Origin of the sequence: Pseudomonas sp. 09C 129, assembly GCF_002843625.1 — a bacterium.
Classification (GTDB): domain Bacteria; phylum Pseudomonadota; class Gammaproteobacteria; order Pseudomonadales; family Pseudomonadaceae; genus Aquipseudomonas; species Aquipseudomonas chlororaphis.
The window spans coordinates 5,835,519-5,849,478 of sequence record NZ_CP025261.1 but is presented as its reverse complement, the minus strand read 5'-3'; the positions used below and the strand labels follow the sequence as shown (position 1 = coordinate 5,849,478).

Annotated in this window: 12 protein-coding genes; 2 read left to right on the top strand and 10 right to left on the bottom strand. The window is 62.6% G+C overall.

Going from position 1 to position 13,960, the window contains the following annotated elements; translation table 11 throughout:
• Positions 1-14: 14 nt before the first annotated feature.
• The 10 genes from CXQ81_RS26130 to CXQ81_RS26085 form a co-directional block, all read right to left on the bottom strand.
• On the bottom strand, positions 15-1,340 hold the full coding sequence (locus CXQ81_RS26130; protein WP_007927143.1) for a sigma-54 dependent transcriptional regulator: 1,326 nt from the start codon (positions 1,338-1,340) through the stop codon (positions 15-17).
• Entirely contained in the window at positions 1,337-3,238 is a 1,902-nt protein-coding gene (locus tag CXQ81_RS26125; protein ID WP_101338950.1) for a sensor histidine kinase, read from the bottom strand. The genes CXQ81_RS26130 and CXQ81_RS26125 overlap by 4 nt, the downstream gene beginning before the upstream one ends.
• A gap of 145 nt (positions 3,239-3,383) precedes the next feature.
• Positions 3,384-4,118 (bottom strand): amino acid ABC transporter ATP-binding protein, encoded by a 735-nt coding sequence (locus CXQ81_RS26120; RefSeq protein WP_007927141.1) that lies wholly within the window; start codon positions 4,116-4,118, stop codon positions 3,384-3,386.
• A complete protein-coding gene (locus CXQ81_RS26115) occupies positions 4,115-4,786 on the bottom strand; it encodes an amino acid ABC transporter permease (RefSeq protein ID WP_007927139.1) in 672 nt (223 codons plus the stop codon). The genes CXQ81_RS26120 and CXQ81_RS26115 overlap by 4 nt, the downstream gene beginning before the upstream one ends.
• Positions 4,786-5,532 (bottom strand): amino acid ABC transporter permease, encoded by a 747-nt coding sequence (locus tag CXQ81_RS26110; protein WP_007927137.1) that lies wholly within the window; start codon positions 5,530-5,532, stop codon positions 4,786-4,788. Before CXQ81_RS26110 ends, CXQ81_RS26115 begins: the two co-directional genes overlap by 1 nt.
• A 189-nt stretch (positions 5,533-5,721) precedes the next feature.
• On the bottom strand, positions 5,722-6,636 hold the full coding sequence (locus CXQ81_RS26105) for a glutamate/aspartate ABC transporter substrate-binding protein (protein ID WP_007927135.1): 915 nt from the start codon (positions 6,634-6,636) through the stop codon (positions 5,722-5,724).
• 435 nt (positions 6,637-7,071) lie between these two features.
• Entirely contained in the window at positions 7,072-8,610 is a 1,539-nt protein-coding gene (gene glpD, locus CXQ81_RS26100; RefSeq protein WP_101338949.1) for a glycerol-3-phosphate dehydrogenase, read from the bottom strand.
• 296 nt (positions 8,611-8,906) lie between these two features.
• The gene (locus tag CXQ81_RS26095) at positions 8,907-9,662 is read right to left on the bottom strand and encodes a DeoR/GlpR family transcriptional regulator (protein ID WP_007922413.1); all 756 of its coding nucleotides are present in this window, start codon (positions 9,660-9,662) and stop codon (positions 8,907-8,909) included.
• Between the two features lie 95 nt (positions 9,663-9,757).
• On the bottom strand, positions 9,758-11,263 hold the full coding sequence (gene glpK, locus CXQ81_RS26090; RefSeq protein WP_009045375.1) for a glycerol kinase GlpK: 1,506 nt from the start codon (positions 11,261-11,263) through the stop codon (positions 9,758-9,760).
• Positions 11,264-11,341: 78 nt separating this feature from the next.
• Complete coding sequence (locus CXQ81_RS26085) at positions 11,342-12,193, bottom strand: MIP/aquaporin family protein (protein WP_007922415.1); 852 nt, start codon at positions 12,191-12,193, stop codon at positions 11,342-11,344.
• 374 nt (positions 12,194-12,567) lie between these two features.
• On the opposite strand from CXQ81_RS26085, the gene ybaK reads away from it, so the two are divergent.
• Positions 12,568-13,038, top strand: coding sequence for a Cys-tRNA(Pro) deacylase (ybaK, locus tag CXQ81_RS26080; RefSeq protein WP_007922416.1), 471 nt, complete (start codon positions 12,568-12,570; stop codon positions 13,036-13,038).
• Positions 13,039-13,154: 116 nt separating this feature from the next.
• The gene (locus CXQ81_RS26075) at positions 13,155-13,937 is read left to right on the top strand and encodes a PhzF family phenazine biosynthesis protein (protein ID WP_087090132.1); all 783 of its coding nucleotides are present in this window, start codon (positions 13,155-13,157) and stop codon (positions 13,935-13,937) included.
• Positions 13,938-13,960 lie beyond the last annotated feature (23 nt).

Genomic DNA, 13,960 nt, shown 5'->3' with positions numbered 1-13,960 from the left:
TTCTCGCAGTCTGGTTAGTGGCTCAGGCCGTATTTCTTGACCTTGTCGAACAGCGTGGTCTTGGCCATGCCCAGTTCCTGACTGGCCTGGGTCAGGTTGCCGCCGCTGCGTTGCAGGGCGTCGTTGAGTAGGTTGCGCTCGAAGGCCTCGACCGCCTCGGCAAAGCCCAGGCCCTGCGCGGCGTTGCCGCTGGACTTCTTGAACGCCGGCAGGCCCAGGGCAAAACGTTCGGCGACGTTGCGCAACTCGCGCACGTTGCCCGGCCAGTCGTGGCTCATCAGGTTCGACAGGGTCTGGTTGTCCAGCTCCGGTGCGGCGCGGTCGAAGCGCAGGGACGATTGCTGCAGGAAGTGTTCGAACAGCTGCAGGATGTCCTCGCGACGCTCGCGCAACGGTGGCAGCTCCAGGGTCACCACGTTCAGGCGGTAATACAGGTCGCTGCGGAACTGGTTGGCGCGCCCCAGTTCGTCGAGGTCGGACTTGGTCGCCGCGATCACCCGGCAATCCACCGCCACGCTCTGGTTCGAGCCCAGGCGCTCCAGGGTGCGCTCCTGCAACACCCGCAGCAGTTTGATCTGCAGGTTCATCGGCATGCTTTCCACTTCGTCGAGGAACAGCGTGCCTTCGTGGGCGTGCTCGATCTTGCCGATGCGCCGCTTGCCGGCGCCGGTGAAGGCGTTGGCCTCGTGGCCGAAGATCTCGCTTTCGAACAGGTTTTCCGGCAGGCCGCCGCAGTTGAGGGCGACGAACTGGTGGGTGTGGCGGCGGCTGAAATCATGCAGGCAGCGGGCGACCAGTTCCTTGCCGGTACCGGTCTCGCCTTCGATCAGCACGTTGGCCGAGGTGTCGGCGACGTTGGCGATCAGTTCCCGCAGGTGCTGCATGGCCGGCGAGCGGCCGATGATCCGCCCTTCGAGGGAGTCGCGCTCGGCCAGCTGGCGGCGCAGCGACGACACTTCCCGGGCCAGCCCGCGCTGCTCCAGGGCTCGGCGGGCGACGTCCACCAGGCGCTCGGGGGAGAAGGGCTTTTCCATGAAGTCATAGGCGCCTTTCTGCATCGCGCCGACGGCCATGGAGATATCGCCGTGGCCGGTGATCAGCACCACCGGCAGGCTGCGGTCACGGGCCTTGAGGCGGGTCAGCAGCTCCAGGCCGTCGATGCCCGGCAGGCGGATATCGCTGATGACGATGCCGGCGAAGTTGTCGCCGACCCGCTCCAGGGCTTCTTCGGCGCTGCCAACGCCGACGCAGGGAATGTCTTCCAGGGCCAGGGCCTGCTGGCAGCCGAGCAGGACATGGGGGTCGTCTTCGACGATCAGGACGGTAAGGTCGTTGTTCATAGCGGCTCGGCTTGTGTAGGGCTGACCAGGGGCAGGCTGAGGACGAAGGCGGTGCCGCCGTCGGCCGGGTGCTCGACGCCCAGGTTGCCACCCGTGGCGGCGGCCAGGCTGGCGGACAGGGTCAGGCCGAGGCCCAGGCCCTGCTCGCCGGGTTTGGTGGTGAAGAAGGGTTCGAACAGATGCTTGCGCGCCTCGGCGTCGATGCCATGGCCGTTGTCGCGTACCCGCAGGCGGTATTTGCCTTCGACGCTTTCGCCTTCCAGCCACAGCTCCGGTCGCGGCTGGGCCTGCATGGCGTCCAGGGCGTTGCCGATCAGGTTGACCAGGATCTGCTCCAGGCGGGTCTGGTCGATCCGCACCTGGACTTCGCTGAAGTCGCGGTGCAATTGCAGCGGCAGGTTTTCCAGGCGTGCGTTGAGCAACTGCAGGGCGGCGTCCACGGCCTTGCCGAGGCTGGCTTCGCCCTGGTCCTCGCCACGACGGGCAAAGGAACGCAGGCTGGCGGTGATGCGGCCCATGCGGTCGATCAGTTCGTTGATGGTCTTGAGGTTGGTGCTGGCGGTATCCAGGGCGCCGCGCTCGAGGAAACGCACGGTGTTGCCGGACAGGGTGCGCAGGGCGGCCAGCGGCTGGTTCAGTTCATGGGCGATGCTGGTGGACATCTGGCCGATGGCGGCGAGCTTGCCGGCCTGGACCAGTTCGTCCTGGGCGCGGCGCAGGGTTTCCTCGGCCTGGCGGCGCTCGCGGATCTGGCCCTTGAGCCGTTCGTTGCTGGCGCGCAGGTCGCTGGTGCGTTCGGCGATCCGCCGTTCCAGCTGGTTGTTGGCTTCCTGCAGGGCTTCGCGGGCGGCGAGGCGGGTGGCGATGACCTTGCGCCGCTCGTTCCAGGCAATCAGCAGGAAAGCCACCAGGGCGAAGGCCACGGCCACCAGGATGCCCTGGTTGATGGCTTCGCGGCGCAGGTCCTTGAGCGGGGTCAGCAGGGTGAAGTTCCAGGGCGTATCGCTCAGGGGCCGGGTCTGGGACAGGTAGCTGATTTCCTTGTCGTCGGACACCAGTTCGGTGTTGGCCGGGAAGGTCAGCTTCTCCACGCCTTCGGCCAGGCGTTCGCGGGCCAGCGGCTCCAGTTCGTTGAGGGTGAACCAGTAATACTGCAGGCTGCGCGCCAGGCGCTCCTTGGTGTCGTCGCTCAGCGGGCGTACCGACCGCAGCCGCCGGGCCGGGTCGCTGGAGAGGATGATGATGCCGTTCTCGTCGCTGACGAAGCCTTCCAGGCGGGCGCGTTGCCAGCGTTCTTCCAGGGCCTCCAGGCGTACCTTGACCACCGCCACGCCGATGATCTTGCCCTGTTCTTCCAGGCCGTGGGCGAGGTAGTAGCCGGGTTCGCCGTTGGTACTGCCGATGCCGTAGAAGCGCCCGGGCTGGCCGCGCACGGCATTCTGGAAATAGGCCCGGAACGACAGGTCTTCACCCAGGTAGCTGTCGACGTCGCGCCAGTTGCTGGTGGCCAGCACGCGACCGGTGGTGTCCATCACGTAAATGGCCCGACTGCGGCTGCGCCGGTTCAGGCCTTCGAGGTAATTGTTGACGGTCTGCCGGTGCTCCGGCGTCGGGTCGTTGAGCAGCAGCGACACACTGGATTCGAGTTCCAGCAGGCTGGGCAGGTAGGTGTATTTGCTGATCTCGCTTTCGACCGCGCGGGCGTGCAGTTCCAGCTGGCGTTCGCCGTTCTCGCTGAGGCTGCGGATGCCGTAATGCTCGCTGATCCAGAAGCCGACGTAGCCCAGGCCGATCATCAGCGCGATGACCAGTGGCGGCAGGAACAGGTGGCGGATCAGACGGGGTTTCACGGCGAGTGATGGCGGCGCGGCGCGATAGAGAGTGGGGTCGCATTTCATCACAGATGCCTTGGGTCAACCACTGCACGATTCCTGTAGCCGCTGCCGCAGGCTGCGATAAGGTCCGCAGGACCTTCTTCGGATCCGAAGAGCACGTCTCCTTCGGAGCCGATCGCAGCCTGCGGCAGCGGCTACAGGCTGTGCTTTAGTGCTGCAGGATTTTCTCGAGGAAATGCTGCGCACGCTCGGAGCGGGCGTTGATGTCGCCGAAGAATTCCTCTTTCGGGCAGTCTTCGATGATTTTGCCGGCGTCCATGAAGATCACCCGGTCCGCAACCTTGCGGGCGAAGCCCATTTCGTGGGTCACGCACATCATGGTCATGCCTTCGTGAGCCAGTTGCACCATCACGTCCAGCACTTCGTTGACCATTTCCGGGTCGAGCGCGGAAGTCGGTTCGTCGAACAGCATGACGATCGGGTCCATCGCCAGCGCGCGGGCGATCGCCACACGCTGCTGCTGGCCGCCGGACAACTGGCCCGGGTGCTTATGGGCGTGGGCGGACAAGCCGACGCGTTCCAGCAACTGCAGGCCTTTCTTGGTGGCTTCTTCCTTGCTGCGGCCCAGCACCTTGATCTGCGCGATGGTCAGGTTTTCGGTGATGGTCAGGTGCGGGAACAGTTCGAAGTGCTGGAACACCATGCCCACGCGCGAGCGCAGTTTCGGCAGGTTGGTCTTCGGGTCGGCGATGGAGGTGCCGTCGACCACGATGTCACCTTTCTGGAACGGCTCCAGGGCGTTGACGCATTTGATCAGGGTGGATTTGCCGGAGCCGGACGGTCCGCACACCACGATCACTTCGCCTTTCTTGACCTCGGTGCTGCAATCGGTCAGCACCTGGAAGTCCCCATACCACTTGTTGATGTTCTTGATAGAGATCATACGGCAAACCTTTTTTGCAGACGCTTGACCAGCAGCGAGGCGGCAAAGCTGATTGTGAAATACACCAGACCGGCAACGATCAGGAACTCATTGGAGCGGCCGATGATGTCGCCGCTGGAGCGCGAAGCATTGAGGAAGTCCACCAGGCCCACGGTGTACACCAGCGAGGTGTCCTGGAACAGGATGATGCTCTGCTGCAGCAGCAGCGGGGTCATCTTGCGGAACGCCTGGGGCAGGATGATCAGGCGCATCATCTGGCCATAGCTCATGCCCAGCGCCTGGGCGGCGCCCATCTGGCCCTTGGGGATCGACTGCACGCCGGCGCGGACGATTTCGCAGAAGTACGCCGCTTCGAACATCATGAAGGCCACGATGCACGAGCCGAACGCGCCGATCGGGGTGTCTTCGCCGGTGATCCAGCGCAGCACGAAGGGGACCGCCAGGTAGAACCAGGTGATCACCAGCAGCAGCGGGATGGAGCGGAAGTAGTTGACGTAGACGCCGGCGATGTTCGACAGCAGCTTGCTGTGGGACAAGCGCATCAGCGCCAGGATGGTGCCGAGGACGATCCCGCCGACGACGCCCAGGGCCATCAGCTTGAGGGTCATCAGCATGCCGTTCCACAGGCCGGGAATGGCCGGGACGACGCCAGTGAAATCGAATTCCATTATTTGCCCCCCACGGAGATCAGGCCGGGCACCGCGACTTTCTTCTCGACCATGCGCATCAGCAGCATCAGACTCATGTTCAGGGTGAAGTAGATCAGCGTGGCCAGGGTGAAGGCTTCAAACAGGTTGGCCGAGAATTCGGCGGTCTGCTTGGTCTGCGCCAGCAACTCCATCAGGCCGATCAACGAGGCCACGGAGGAGTTCTTGAAGACGTTGAGGAATTCCGAGGTAAGCGGCGGAATGATGATCCGGTAGGCCTGGGGCAGCAGCACGTTCCAGTAGATCTGCGGCAGCTTGAAGCCCATGGCGCGGGCCGCGGATTCCTGGCCGCGTGGCAGCGCCTGGATACCGGTGCGCACCTGTTCGCAGACACGGGCGGCGGTGAACAGGCCCAGGCACACGACGACGCTCAGGTAGGCCGAAGTGGTCGGGTTGAGGTCCTGCTTGTACCAGTCCTGCAGGTTTTGCGGCAGCAGGTCCGGCACCAGGAAGTACCAGATGAACAGCTGAACCAGCAGCGGTACGTTACGGAAAATCTCCACGTAGACGGTGGCGATGCCCGACACCAGGCGGTTCGGCACGGTACGCATGACGCCCAGGATCGAGCCCAGCAGCAGTGCGACGATCCAGGCCACCACGGCGATGGCGATGGTCCAGCCCAGGCCCGCGATGTACCAGTCGAGATAGGTCTCGCTGCCCACGCCGGTGGACTTGAAGAACACGCCCCAGTCCCAGTTGTAATTCATTAGGGTCTCCCCTCTGATCGATCGATGTACAAGCACCCGCTTGGGGAAATCCGTTCCCGCCTGGATGACGCCCAGGCACACGCGATCGGCTCGACAACCACCGGTTCGAGTGTTTCCAAAAAAAGCCAGCAGGTAGTGACAGGCTCCTGAAAGGGCCGCGCCCTTTCAGGAGACAAGGTTAGTCAGGAATCAGGACTTTTTATCGTCAGCCGCTTTGTCGGTCGGGTTGGCGATCAGGGCCTTGAGCTCGTCGCTCATCGGGAACATCAGGTTCAGGCCTTTTGGCGGAATCGGCGACTGGAACCATTTGTCGTAGATCTTGTTGATCTCGCCCGACTTGTAGGTGGCGACGATGGCGTCGTCCACGGCCTTCTTGAATGGTGCGTCGCCCTTGCGGACCATGCAGCCGTAGATTTCGTAGGATTGCGCGGTACCGGTCACAGCCCAGTCGGTCGGTTTGCGGGCCTTGGCCATTTCACCGGCCAGCAGCGCGTCGTCCATCATGAAGGCGACGGCGCGGCCGCCTTCGAGCATGTTGAAGGACTCGCCATGGTCCTTGGCCGAGATCACGTTCATGCCCATCTGCTTGTCGGCGTTCATCGCCTTGAGGATGCGCTCGGACGTGGTGCCGGCGGTGGTCACGACGTTCTTGCCCTTCAGGTCGGCGAAGTCCTTGTAAGGCGAATCCTTCTTGGACAGCAGACGGGTGCCGATCTCGAAGATGCCGACGGAGAAGTCGACCTGCTGCTGACGCTCGACGTTGTTGGTGGTGGAACCGCACTCGACGTCCACGGTGCCGTTCTGCACCAGCGGGATACGGGTCTGCGAGGTAACCAGGTTGTATTTGACCTTGAGATCCGGCATGTCGAGGTCTTTCTTGATGGCTTCGACGATTTTCAGCTGGATGTCGTGGGAGTAGCCGACTGGAACGCCGGATGCATCCGCGATGTAGGAGAACGGAATGGAAGCGTCGCGATGTCCGAGGGTGATGGTGCCGGAGTCTTTGATTTTCTTCAGCGTGCCGGTGAGTTCGGCGGCGACCACTGGAGTGCTAATCAGAGCAGCAGCAATGGCTGCGCCCAACAGATGGGGAACGATGCGCATCAATATTTCCTCGACATTTGTTTTTTTTATGAAGCCAGTTCGACGGCTCTCTTATACAGCGAATGCCTTGACGGCTCCTGATGTGTGTTGGCCCATCAGGCATTCGTCGAAGAGTGTAGAGCATGAGTCGTGCCAGGCCAGCTGATCCGTATCAAGACCTTGATTTGAAAGGCTATTAAATATTTATGGCGGATATTGTCGGCGGTCTTTATCCGGTTATCCGAATTGACCCGAAAGTCGCGTTCGGAAAACCGAATGCCCAGCAGGGCCGGGCTCATTCCCGTAGGAGCGAGGCTTGCCCGCGATGGCATCACCGCGCTGATCCTGTTGCACCGCGTTGCGCGGATCGCGGGCAAGCCTCGCTCCTACAAAAGCTGCGGCCATGAAAAAGCCCCCGGGCCGTGTGGCGCGGGGGCTTCTTTATAGGACGGGCGATCAGGCGGCCTCGATCTTCGCCCGGTTCTGCTCGACCTTCTGCAGGTAGTGCTGCAGTTTTTCCTGCTCTGCCGGGGTCGTGAACAGCCCCAGCTTGCTGCGGCGCCACAGGATGTCCTGGGCATTGACCGCCCATTCTTCGCTGCACAGGTAATCGACTTCACGGGTGTACAGGCCGCCACCCAGGTGCTCGCCCAGGTCGCTCAGGTTGTGTACGCCTTCCAGCAGGCGCCAGGTGCGGCTGCCGTAGCTGGTAGCCCAGCGGCGGGCGATTTCGCTGGGTACCCAGTCGAACTTCTGGCGAATCGCTTCGGCCAGTGCCTGCGGGGTGCTCATGTCTTCGCCGCCGGGCAGGGTCGAGTGGGCGGTCCAGCTCGGCTTGATGCCCTTGAAGAACGGCGTCAGCTGGGCCATGGCCGATTCGGCCAGCTTGCGGTAGGTGGTCAGCTTGCCGCCGAACACCGACAGCAGCGGCGCTTCGTCGGCATTGCCGGACAGCGCCAGGGTGTAGTCGCGGGTCACGGCCGACGGGTTGTCGGATTCGTCGTTGCACAGCGGGCGCACGCCGGAGTAGGTGTGCACGATGTCCTGGCGGCTCAGCTGCTTTTTGAAGTGGGCGTTGACCACTTTCAGGATGTAGTCGGTTTCGCCTTCGGTAATCGCCACCTTCGCCGGGTCACCGGTGTACTCGCGGTCGGTGGTGCCGATCAGGGTGAAGTGGTTCAGGTACGGAATGGTGAAGACGATGCGCTGGTCTTCGTTCTGCAGGATGTGCGCATGTTCGCCTTCGTACAGCTTCGGCACGATCAGGTGGCTGCCCTGGATCAGGCGGATGCCGTAAGGCGAATCCAGCTTCAGGTCATCCTTGATGAACTTGGCGACCCATGGGCCGGCGGCGTTCACCAGGGCCTTGGCTTGAATCGAGAACAGGCTGCCGTCGGCGCGCTCCAGGTGCAGGTGCCACATGCCCTTGCTGCGGCGGGCGCTGATGCAGCGGGTCTGGGTGTGCACGTGGGCGCCTTTTTCGCGGGCGGCCATGGCGTTCAATACCACCAGGCGAGCGTCGTCGACCCAGCAGTCGGAGTATTCGAAGCCTTTGGTGATCTCGGCTTTCAACGGGCTGTCGGGACCGAACTTGAGGCTCTTGGAACCGGCGAGTTTTTCCCGCTTGCCCAAGTGGTCATAAAGGAACAGGCCGGCGCGGATCATCCACGCCGGACGCAGGTGCGGGCGGTGCGGCAGGACGAAACGCATCGGCTTGACGATATGCGGGGCCTTGGCCAGCAGCACTTCGCGTTCGGCCAGGGCTTCGCGCACCAGACGGAATTCGTAATGTTCGAGGTAGCGCAGGCCGCCGTGGATCAGCTTGCTGCTGGCCGAGGAGGTATGGCTGGCCAGGTCGTCTTTTTCGCAAAGGAACACGGACAGGCCACGCCCGGCGGCATCGGCGGCGATACCGACGCCATTGATCCCACCACCGATCACGGCAATGTCATAAAGCTCGGCGAGAGGGGGCGCGGGCAAGGTGGAAGTGGGCATCGACTGGCCTCGTGTTCTTCTGGTATTTGAAATCGAACATTAATGTTCATTTGCGAAAATACTAGCGCAGAAACACGCCGACAGCCAGTGAGGTTCGATTGAAAAAACTCATCGAAAGGCAGGGAAAGGAAAATTTACGAACATTGTCGGACGCAAGGCGTCCACGGCTTGCGGAAGGGGGATCTGTAGCCGCTGCCGAAGGCTGCGATCGCGCCCGAAGGGGGCGCAGGATCTCCAGTTCGCTGAAGGCCTTCGGCCTTATCGCAGCCTGCGGCAGCGGCTACGCGGGGAGGGGGTCAGACGACTTCCAGGCGAATCTTGTGCTGCTGCAGCAACTGGGTCAGCGCCGGAACCGGCTGCTGGTCGGTGACCAGGCAATCGATCAGGCTGATGGGGCCGAGGCGGATCATGGCATTGCGCCCGAACTTGCTGGAGTCGGCGGCCAGGATCACCTGCCGGGCATTGGCGATGATTGCCTGGGACACCCGCACTTCCTGGTAGTCGAAGTCCAGCAGGCTGCCGTCTTCGTCGATACCGCTGATGCCGACCAGGGCGAAGTCGACCTTGAACTGGTTGATGAAATCGACGCTGGCCTGGCCGACCACGCCGCCATCGCGACGCACATTGCCACCGGTCAGCAGCACGTCGAAGTCGTCCTTGGCGCTGAGCATGGAAGCCACGTGCAGGTTGTTGGTGATGATCTTCAGGTGGCTGTGATTGAGCAGCGCCCGGGCAATGGATTCGGTGGTGGTACCGATATTGATGAACAGCGAGGCGTGATCGGGGATCTGCGCGGCGATGGCTTCGCCGATGCGTTGTTTCTCATCGCGCATCTGGTCGGCGCGCATGGCGTAGGCGGTGTTTTCGACACTGGAGTCGTAGGCTGCGCCGCCATGGTAGCGACGCAACAGGTTCACTTCCGCCAGTTGGTTGATATCGCGGCGGATGGTTTGCGGTGTAACGACGAACAGCTGGGCCATTTCCTCGATGCTGACATAGCCGCGTTCGCGGACCAGCTCGAGGATTTGCTGCTGACGGGGAGGCAGATTCATGGGGCTTCCTTTGGGCTGCCATGCAAAATTTGCCCATGATGCCGCAGGAATCTACTCCCGACCAGTTACAACCCGATACGAATCCGCGACTTGGCTTATTCAGCGCCTTCGTGCGGTTCCCAGTCGCGGGTGCGGCTGACGGCTTTTTTCCAGCCGGCGTAGAGCTTTTCCTTCTCGGTTTCGGCCAGCTGTGGTTCGAACTCGCGCTCGATCACCGCCTTGCCGCGCAGCTCTTCCAGGCTGCCCCAGAAACCGCAGGCCAGGCCAGCCAGGTAGGCCGCGCCCAGGGCCGTGGTTTCGCGCATTTGCGGGCGCTCGACCTGGGTGCCGAGGATGTCGGCCTGGAACTGCATGAGGAAGTTGTTGGCCACCGCGCCGCCGTCCACGCGCAGGGCCTTGAGGCGCTCGCCGGAGTCCTGCTGCATGGCGTCGAGGACGTCGCGGGTCTGGTAGGCGATCGACTCCAGCGCGGCGCGGATGATGTGGTCCACGCGCACGCCACGGGTCAGGCCGAACAGCGCGCCACGGGCGTAGGGGTCCCAGTACGGAGCGCCCAGGCCGGTGAAGGCCGGGACCAGGTACACGCCGTTGCTGTCCTTGACCTTGCTGGCGAAATATTCGGTGTCGTGGGCGTCGTTGATGATCTTCAGTTCGTCCCGTAGCCACTGCACGGTGGAACCGCCGTTGAACACCGCGCCTTCGAGGGCGTAAGCCACTTCGCCGCGAGGGCCGCAGGCGATGGTGGTGAGCATGCCGTGCTTGGACTTGACCGCCTTGTCGCCGGTGTTCATCAGCAGGAAGCAGCCAGTGCCGTAGGTGTTCTTCGCCTGGCCCGGCTCGACGCACATCTGGCCGAACAGCGCGGCCTGCTGGTCGCCGGCGATACCGCCGATGGCGATGCCGCTTTTGGTGCGGCCGTAGATTTCCGAGGACGACTTCACTTGCGGCAGCATTTCCCGCGGGATATCCAGCACTTCCAGCATTTTCGCATCCCACTCCAGGGTGTGGATGTTGAAGAGCATGGTGCGCGAGGCGTTGGTGTAGTCGGTGACGTGGGTCTTGCCGCCGGTGAATTTCCAGATCAGCCAGCTGTCGACGGTGCCGAACAGCAGTTCGCCGTTGCGCGCGCGTTCGCGGCTGCCTTCGACGTTGTCGAGGATCCACTTCAGTTTGGTGCCGGAGAAATACGGGTCGGTGACCAGGCCGGTGGTGTCGCGGATGTACTCTTCCAGGCCGTCACGCTTGAGCTGCTGGCAGATCTCGGTGCTGCGGCGGCACTGCCAGACGATGGCGTTGTAGATCGGCCGGCCGGTGGTCTTGTCCCAGACCACGGTGGTTTCACGCTGGTTGGTGATGCCGATGGCGGCGACCTGGTCATGGTGCAGGCCGGCTTGCGCCAGGGCCTCGACCATCACCGCGCTCTGGGTGGCGAAGATTTCCATCGGGTCGTGTTCGACCCAGCCGGCTTGCGGGTAATGCTGGACGAATTCGCGCTGGGCGGTGCACACAACGTTGGCGTCGCGATCGAAAATGATCGCGCGCGAGCTGGTCGTACCCTGATCGAGGGCAATGATGTAGTTCTTATTCTGAATGTCGGTCATGTCGATTGCCTTGGACAAAAATAAGGAAGTGGGCAAGAGGCGCAGGTCGGGGTTGGGCAGGACCTTGCGCCGCCGGTTTCAAGAAGTTCTTACTTTGCCGTCAATGGCTTTTTCGGCATCCGTTGGAGCAGGGGCGACGGTTGGCAGGTGGCGGGCAATCAGCCCGCGGTAAGCCACGGCGCCGAGGCAGGCACCGATAATCGGCGCGAAGATCGGAACCAGGAAGTACGGAATGTCGCGGCCGCCGGTAAAGGAAACCTCGCCCCAACCCATGAAGAATGTCATCAGTTTAGGGCCAAAATCCCGCGCCGGGTTCATCGCGAAACCAGTCAGCGGCCCCATCGCGCTGCCGATCACGGCGATCAGCAGGCCGATCAGCAGCGGCGCCATCGGGCCGCGCGGCAAGCCGTTGTTGTCGTCGGTCAGGGACATGATCACGCCCATCAGGATCGCGGTAATCACCACTTCGACCAGGAACGCCTGGGCGGTGGACAGCGCCGGGTTGGGATAGGTGGAGAATACCGACGCCAGTTCAAGGCTGGCCTGGGAGCCGCGGACCATCTGGTGGGCTTGTTCGTAATCGAAGAACAGGTTGCTGTACAGCGTGTAGACCAGCAGCGCCGCGCAGAAGGCGCCGGCGATCTGGGAGACGATGTAGAACGGCAGTTTGCGTTTCTCGAAGTCGGCAAAGATGCACAGCGCGATGCTGACCGCGGGGTTGAGGTGCGCGCCGGAAACGCCGGCGGTGAGGTAGATCGCCATGCTCACGCCGATCCCCCAGATGACGCTGATTTCCCACAGGCCGAAGCTGGCGCCCGCGACCTTGAGCGCGGCGACGCAACCGGTGCCGAAGAAGATCAACAAGGCTGTACCCAGGAACTCGGCCATGCACTGGCCGGAGAGCGACGGTTGTTGTAACGCAGTTGTCATGGAAAACCTCGGTTTTTGTTGTTGTCTGGCACTGGCGTGAAGGGCGCCGAGCGTGATTTTCACCGTCGGCAGGATCCCCATCCTGGACGCGGCTTACTGCTGGGTACGGCTGTTGGATCTACCACATGATATTCGCAAACGAAAAAATATAGACAAGAAACATTACTGTCAAAGGTCGAAAGTGAACCGTTAGTCATTTTATAACTATCAGTCATGTGAATGATCCTGCGGGAAGCGCATGGGTTTTGCGCAAAAGGCGCGGCCAGCCTGGTGCCGGCGGCTGCCGGGACTGAGGTATGGGCCCTGGAATAGAGCCTTTTGCTGGCGGATATCCTAGAATCGCCGGTGTTCTTTTCCCTGCCTATGGAGTTGCCATGACCCCTGCACTGGATCTGCTGAAAAAAGTTCGCGCCGAACATCGGGTGCACAGTTATGAACACGACCCGAAGGCGGCCTCCTATGGTCTGGAGGCGGCGGAGAAGCTCGGCCTCGACCCGGCGCAGGTGTTCAAGACGCTGCTGGCCAGCAGTGAAAAGGGCGAATTGCTGGTGGCCGTGGTGCCGGTCGTCGGAAGTCTCGACCTCAAGGCCCTGGCGCACGCGGCGGGGGTGAAAAAAGCCGAGATGGCCGACCCGGCTGCGGCGCAGCGAGCGACCGGTTACCTGCTGGGCGGGATCAGCCCCCTGGGCCAGAAAAAGCGCCTGCGCACCTTTATCGATAACAGTGCGCAACCTTTTCCCAGCATCTTCGTCAGCGCCGGTCGGCGTGGGCTTGAGGTCGAACTCTCGGCCGCCGTGCTGGCCGAGCACACCCAGGCGGCATTCGCCGATATCGGGCGCGACTGACCGCCAGTGCGCCGATAAGTATCGGCGCTGTATGGCAAAAAATAACTTTCTCTGTGGCTGTCGGCGCCTGGACGGGCAGCCTCATGCTTGCGCGGCATGTTCAAGGAGAGATGTTTATGCAGCTTGAGTTTCATCAGGTCGACGCGTTCAGCGATCGTCCGTTCAGCGGCAACCCGGCGATGGTCTATCGACTGCCGGCCTGGCCGGCCGATGAGTTGATGCAGAACATCGCCGCCGAGCACAACCTGGCGGAGACCGCTTTTGTCGTGCGCGAGCCTCAAGGCTGGCGTATCCGCTGGTTTACCCCGACCACCGAAATCGCCTTGTGCGGCCATGCCACCCTCGCCAGCGCCCACGTGCTGTTCGAGATTTATGGCGAGCCGGGGCCGCGTATCGACTTCATCTGCCAGTCTGGCTCCTTGAGCGTCAGTCGCGAAGATGCGCAGCTTTGGCTGGATTTCCCGGTTCGCGCGCCGCGCGCGATCGATGGCCGCGAGCAACTGGAGTGCGCTTTGGGCACGAGGGTCGTGGCGTTACTGGGGGCCAACGAGTTGTTCGCGGTGCTGGAGTCCGAGCAAGCGGTGCTCGACTGTCAGCCGGACATGGCGGCGCTGGCCAAGCTGCCCTGGCCTGGCGCGATCGTGACCGCGCAGGGCAGCCAGCATGATTTTGTCTCGCGCTATTTCGCGCCGGCCATTGGCATCAACGAAGACCCGGTTACCGGCTCGACCCACTGCGCCCTGATTCCGTACTGGGCCGAACGCCTGGGCAAGACGAGCCTGACGGCTTATCAATGCTCGAAGCGCGGAGGGGCGTTGTTCTGTCGGCTGGAAGGGGAGCGGGTGAAGATTGGCGGGCAGGCGACGCTGGTGGCCAGTGGCAAGCTGTTCCTGGATTGAAAGCGCAGGCGCCGGTTGAGCGG

Coding starts and splice junctions, on each gene's coding strand:
- CXQ81_RS26130 (WP_007927143.1), bottom strand. CDS start 1,340: ATGAACAACGACCTTACCGTCCTGATCGTCGAAGACGACCCCCATGTC.
- CXQ81_RS26125 (WP_101338950.1), bottom strand. CDS start 3,238: ATGAAATGCGACCCCACTCTCTATCGCGCCGCGCCGCCATCACTCGCC.
- CXQ81_RS26120 (WP_007927141.1), bottom strand. CDS start 4,118: ATGATCTCTATCAAGAACATCAACAAGTGGTATGGGGACTTCCAGGTG.
- CXQ81_RS26115 (WP_007927139.1), bottom strand. CDS start 4,786: ATGGAATTCGATTTCACTGGCGTCGTCCCGGCCATTCCCGGCCTGTGG.
- CXQ81_RS26110 (WP_007927137.1), bottom strand. CDS start 5,532: ATGAATTACAACTGGGACTGGGGCGTGTTCTTCAAGTCCACCGGCGTG.
- CXQ81_RS26105 (WP_007927135.1), bottom strand. CDS start 6,636: ATGCGCATCGTTCCCCATCTGTTGGGCGCAGCCATTGCTGCTGCTCTG.
- glpD (WP_101338949.1), bottom strand. CDS start 8,610: ATGCCCACTTCCACCTTGCCCGCGCCCCCTCTCGCCGAGCTTTATGAC.
- CXQ81_RS26095 (WP_007922413.1), bottom strand. CDS start 9,662: ATGAATCTGCCTCCCCGTCAGCAGCAAATCCTCGAGCTGGTCCGCGAA.
- glpK (WP_009045375.1), bottom strand. CDS start 11,263: ATGACCGACATTCAGAATAAGAACTACATCATTGCCCTCGATCAGGGT.
- CXQ81_RS26085 (WP_007922415.1), bottom strand. CDS start 12,193: ATGACAACTGCGTTACAACAACCGTCGCTCTCCGGCCAGTGCATGGCC.
- ybaK (WP_007922416.1), top strand. CDS start 12,568: ATGACCCCTGCACTGGATCTGCTGAAAAAAGTTCGCGCCGAACATCGG.
- CXQ81_RS26075 (WP_087090132.1), top strand. CDS start 13,155: ATGCAGCTTGAGTTTCATCAGGTCGACGCGTTCAGCGATCGTCCGTTC.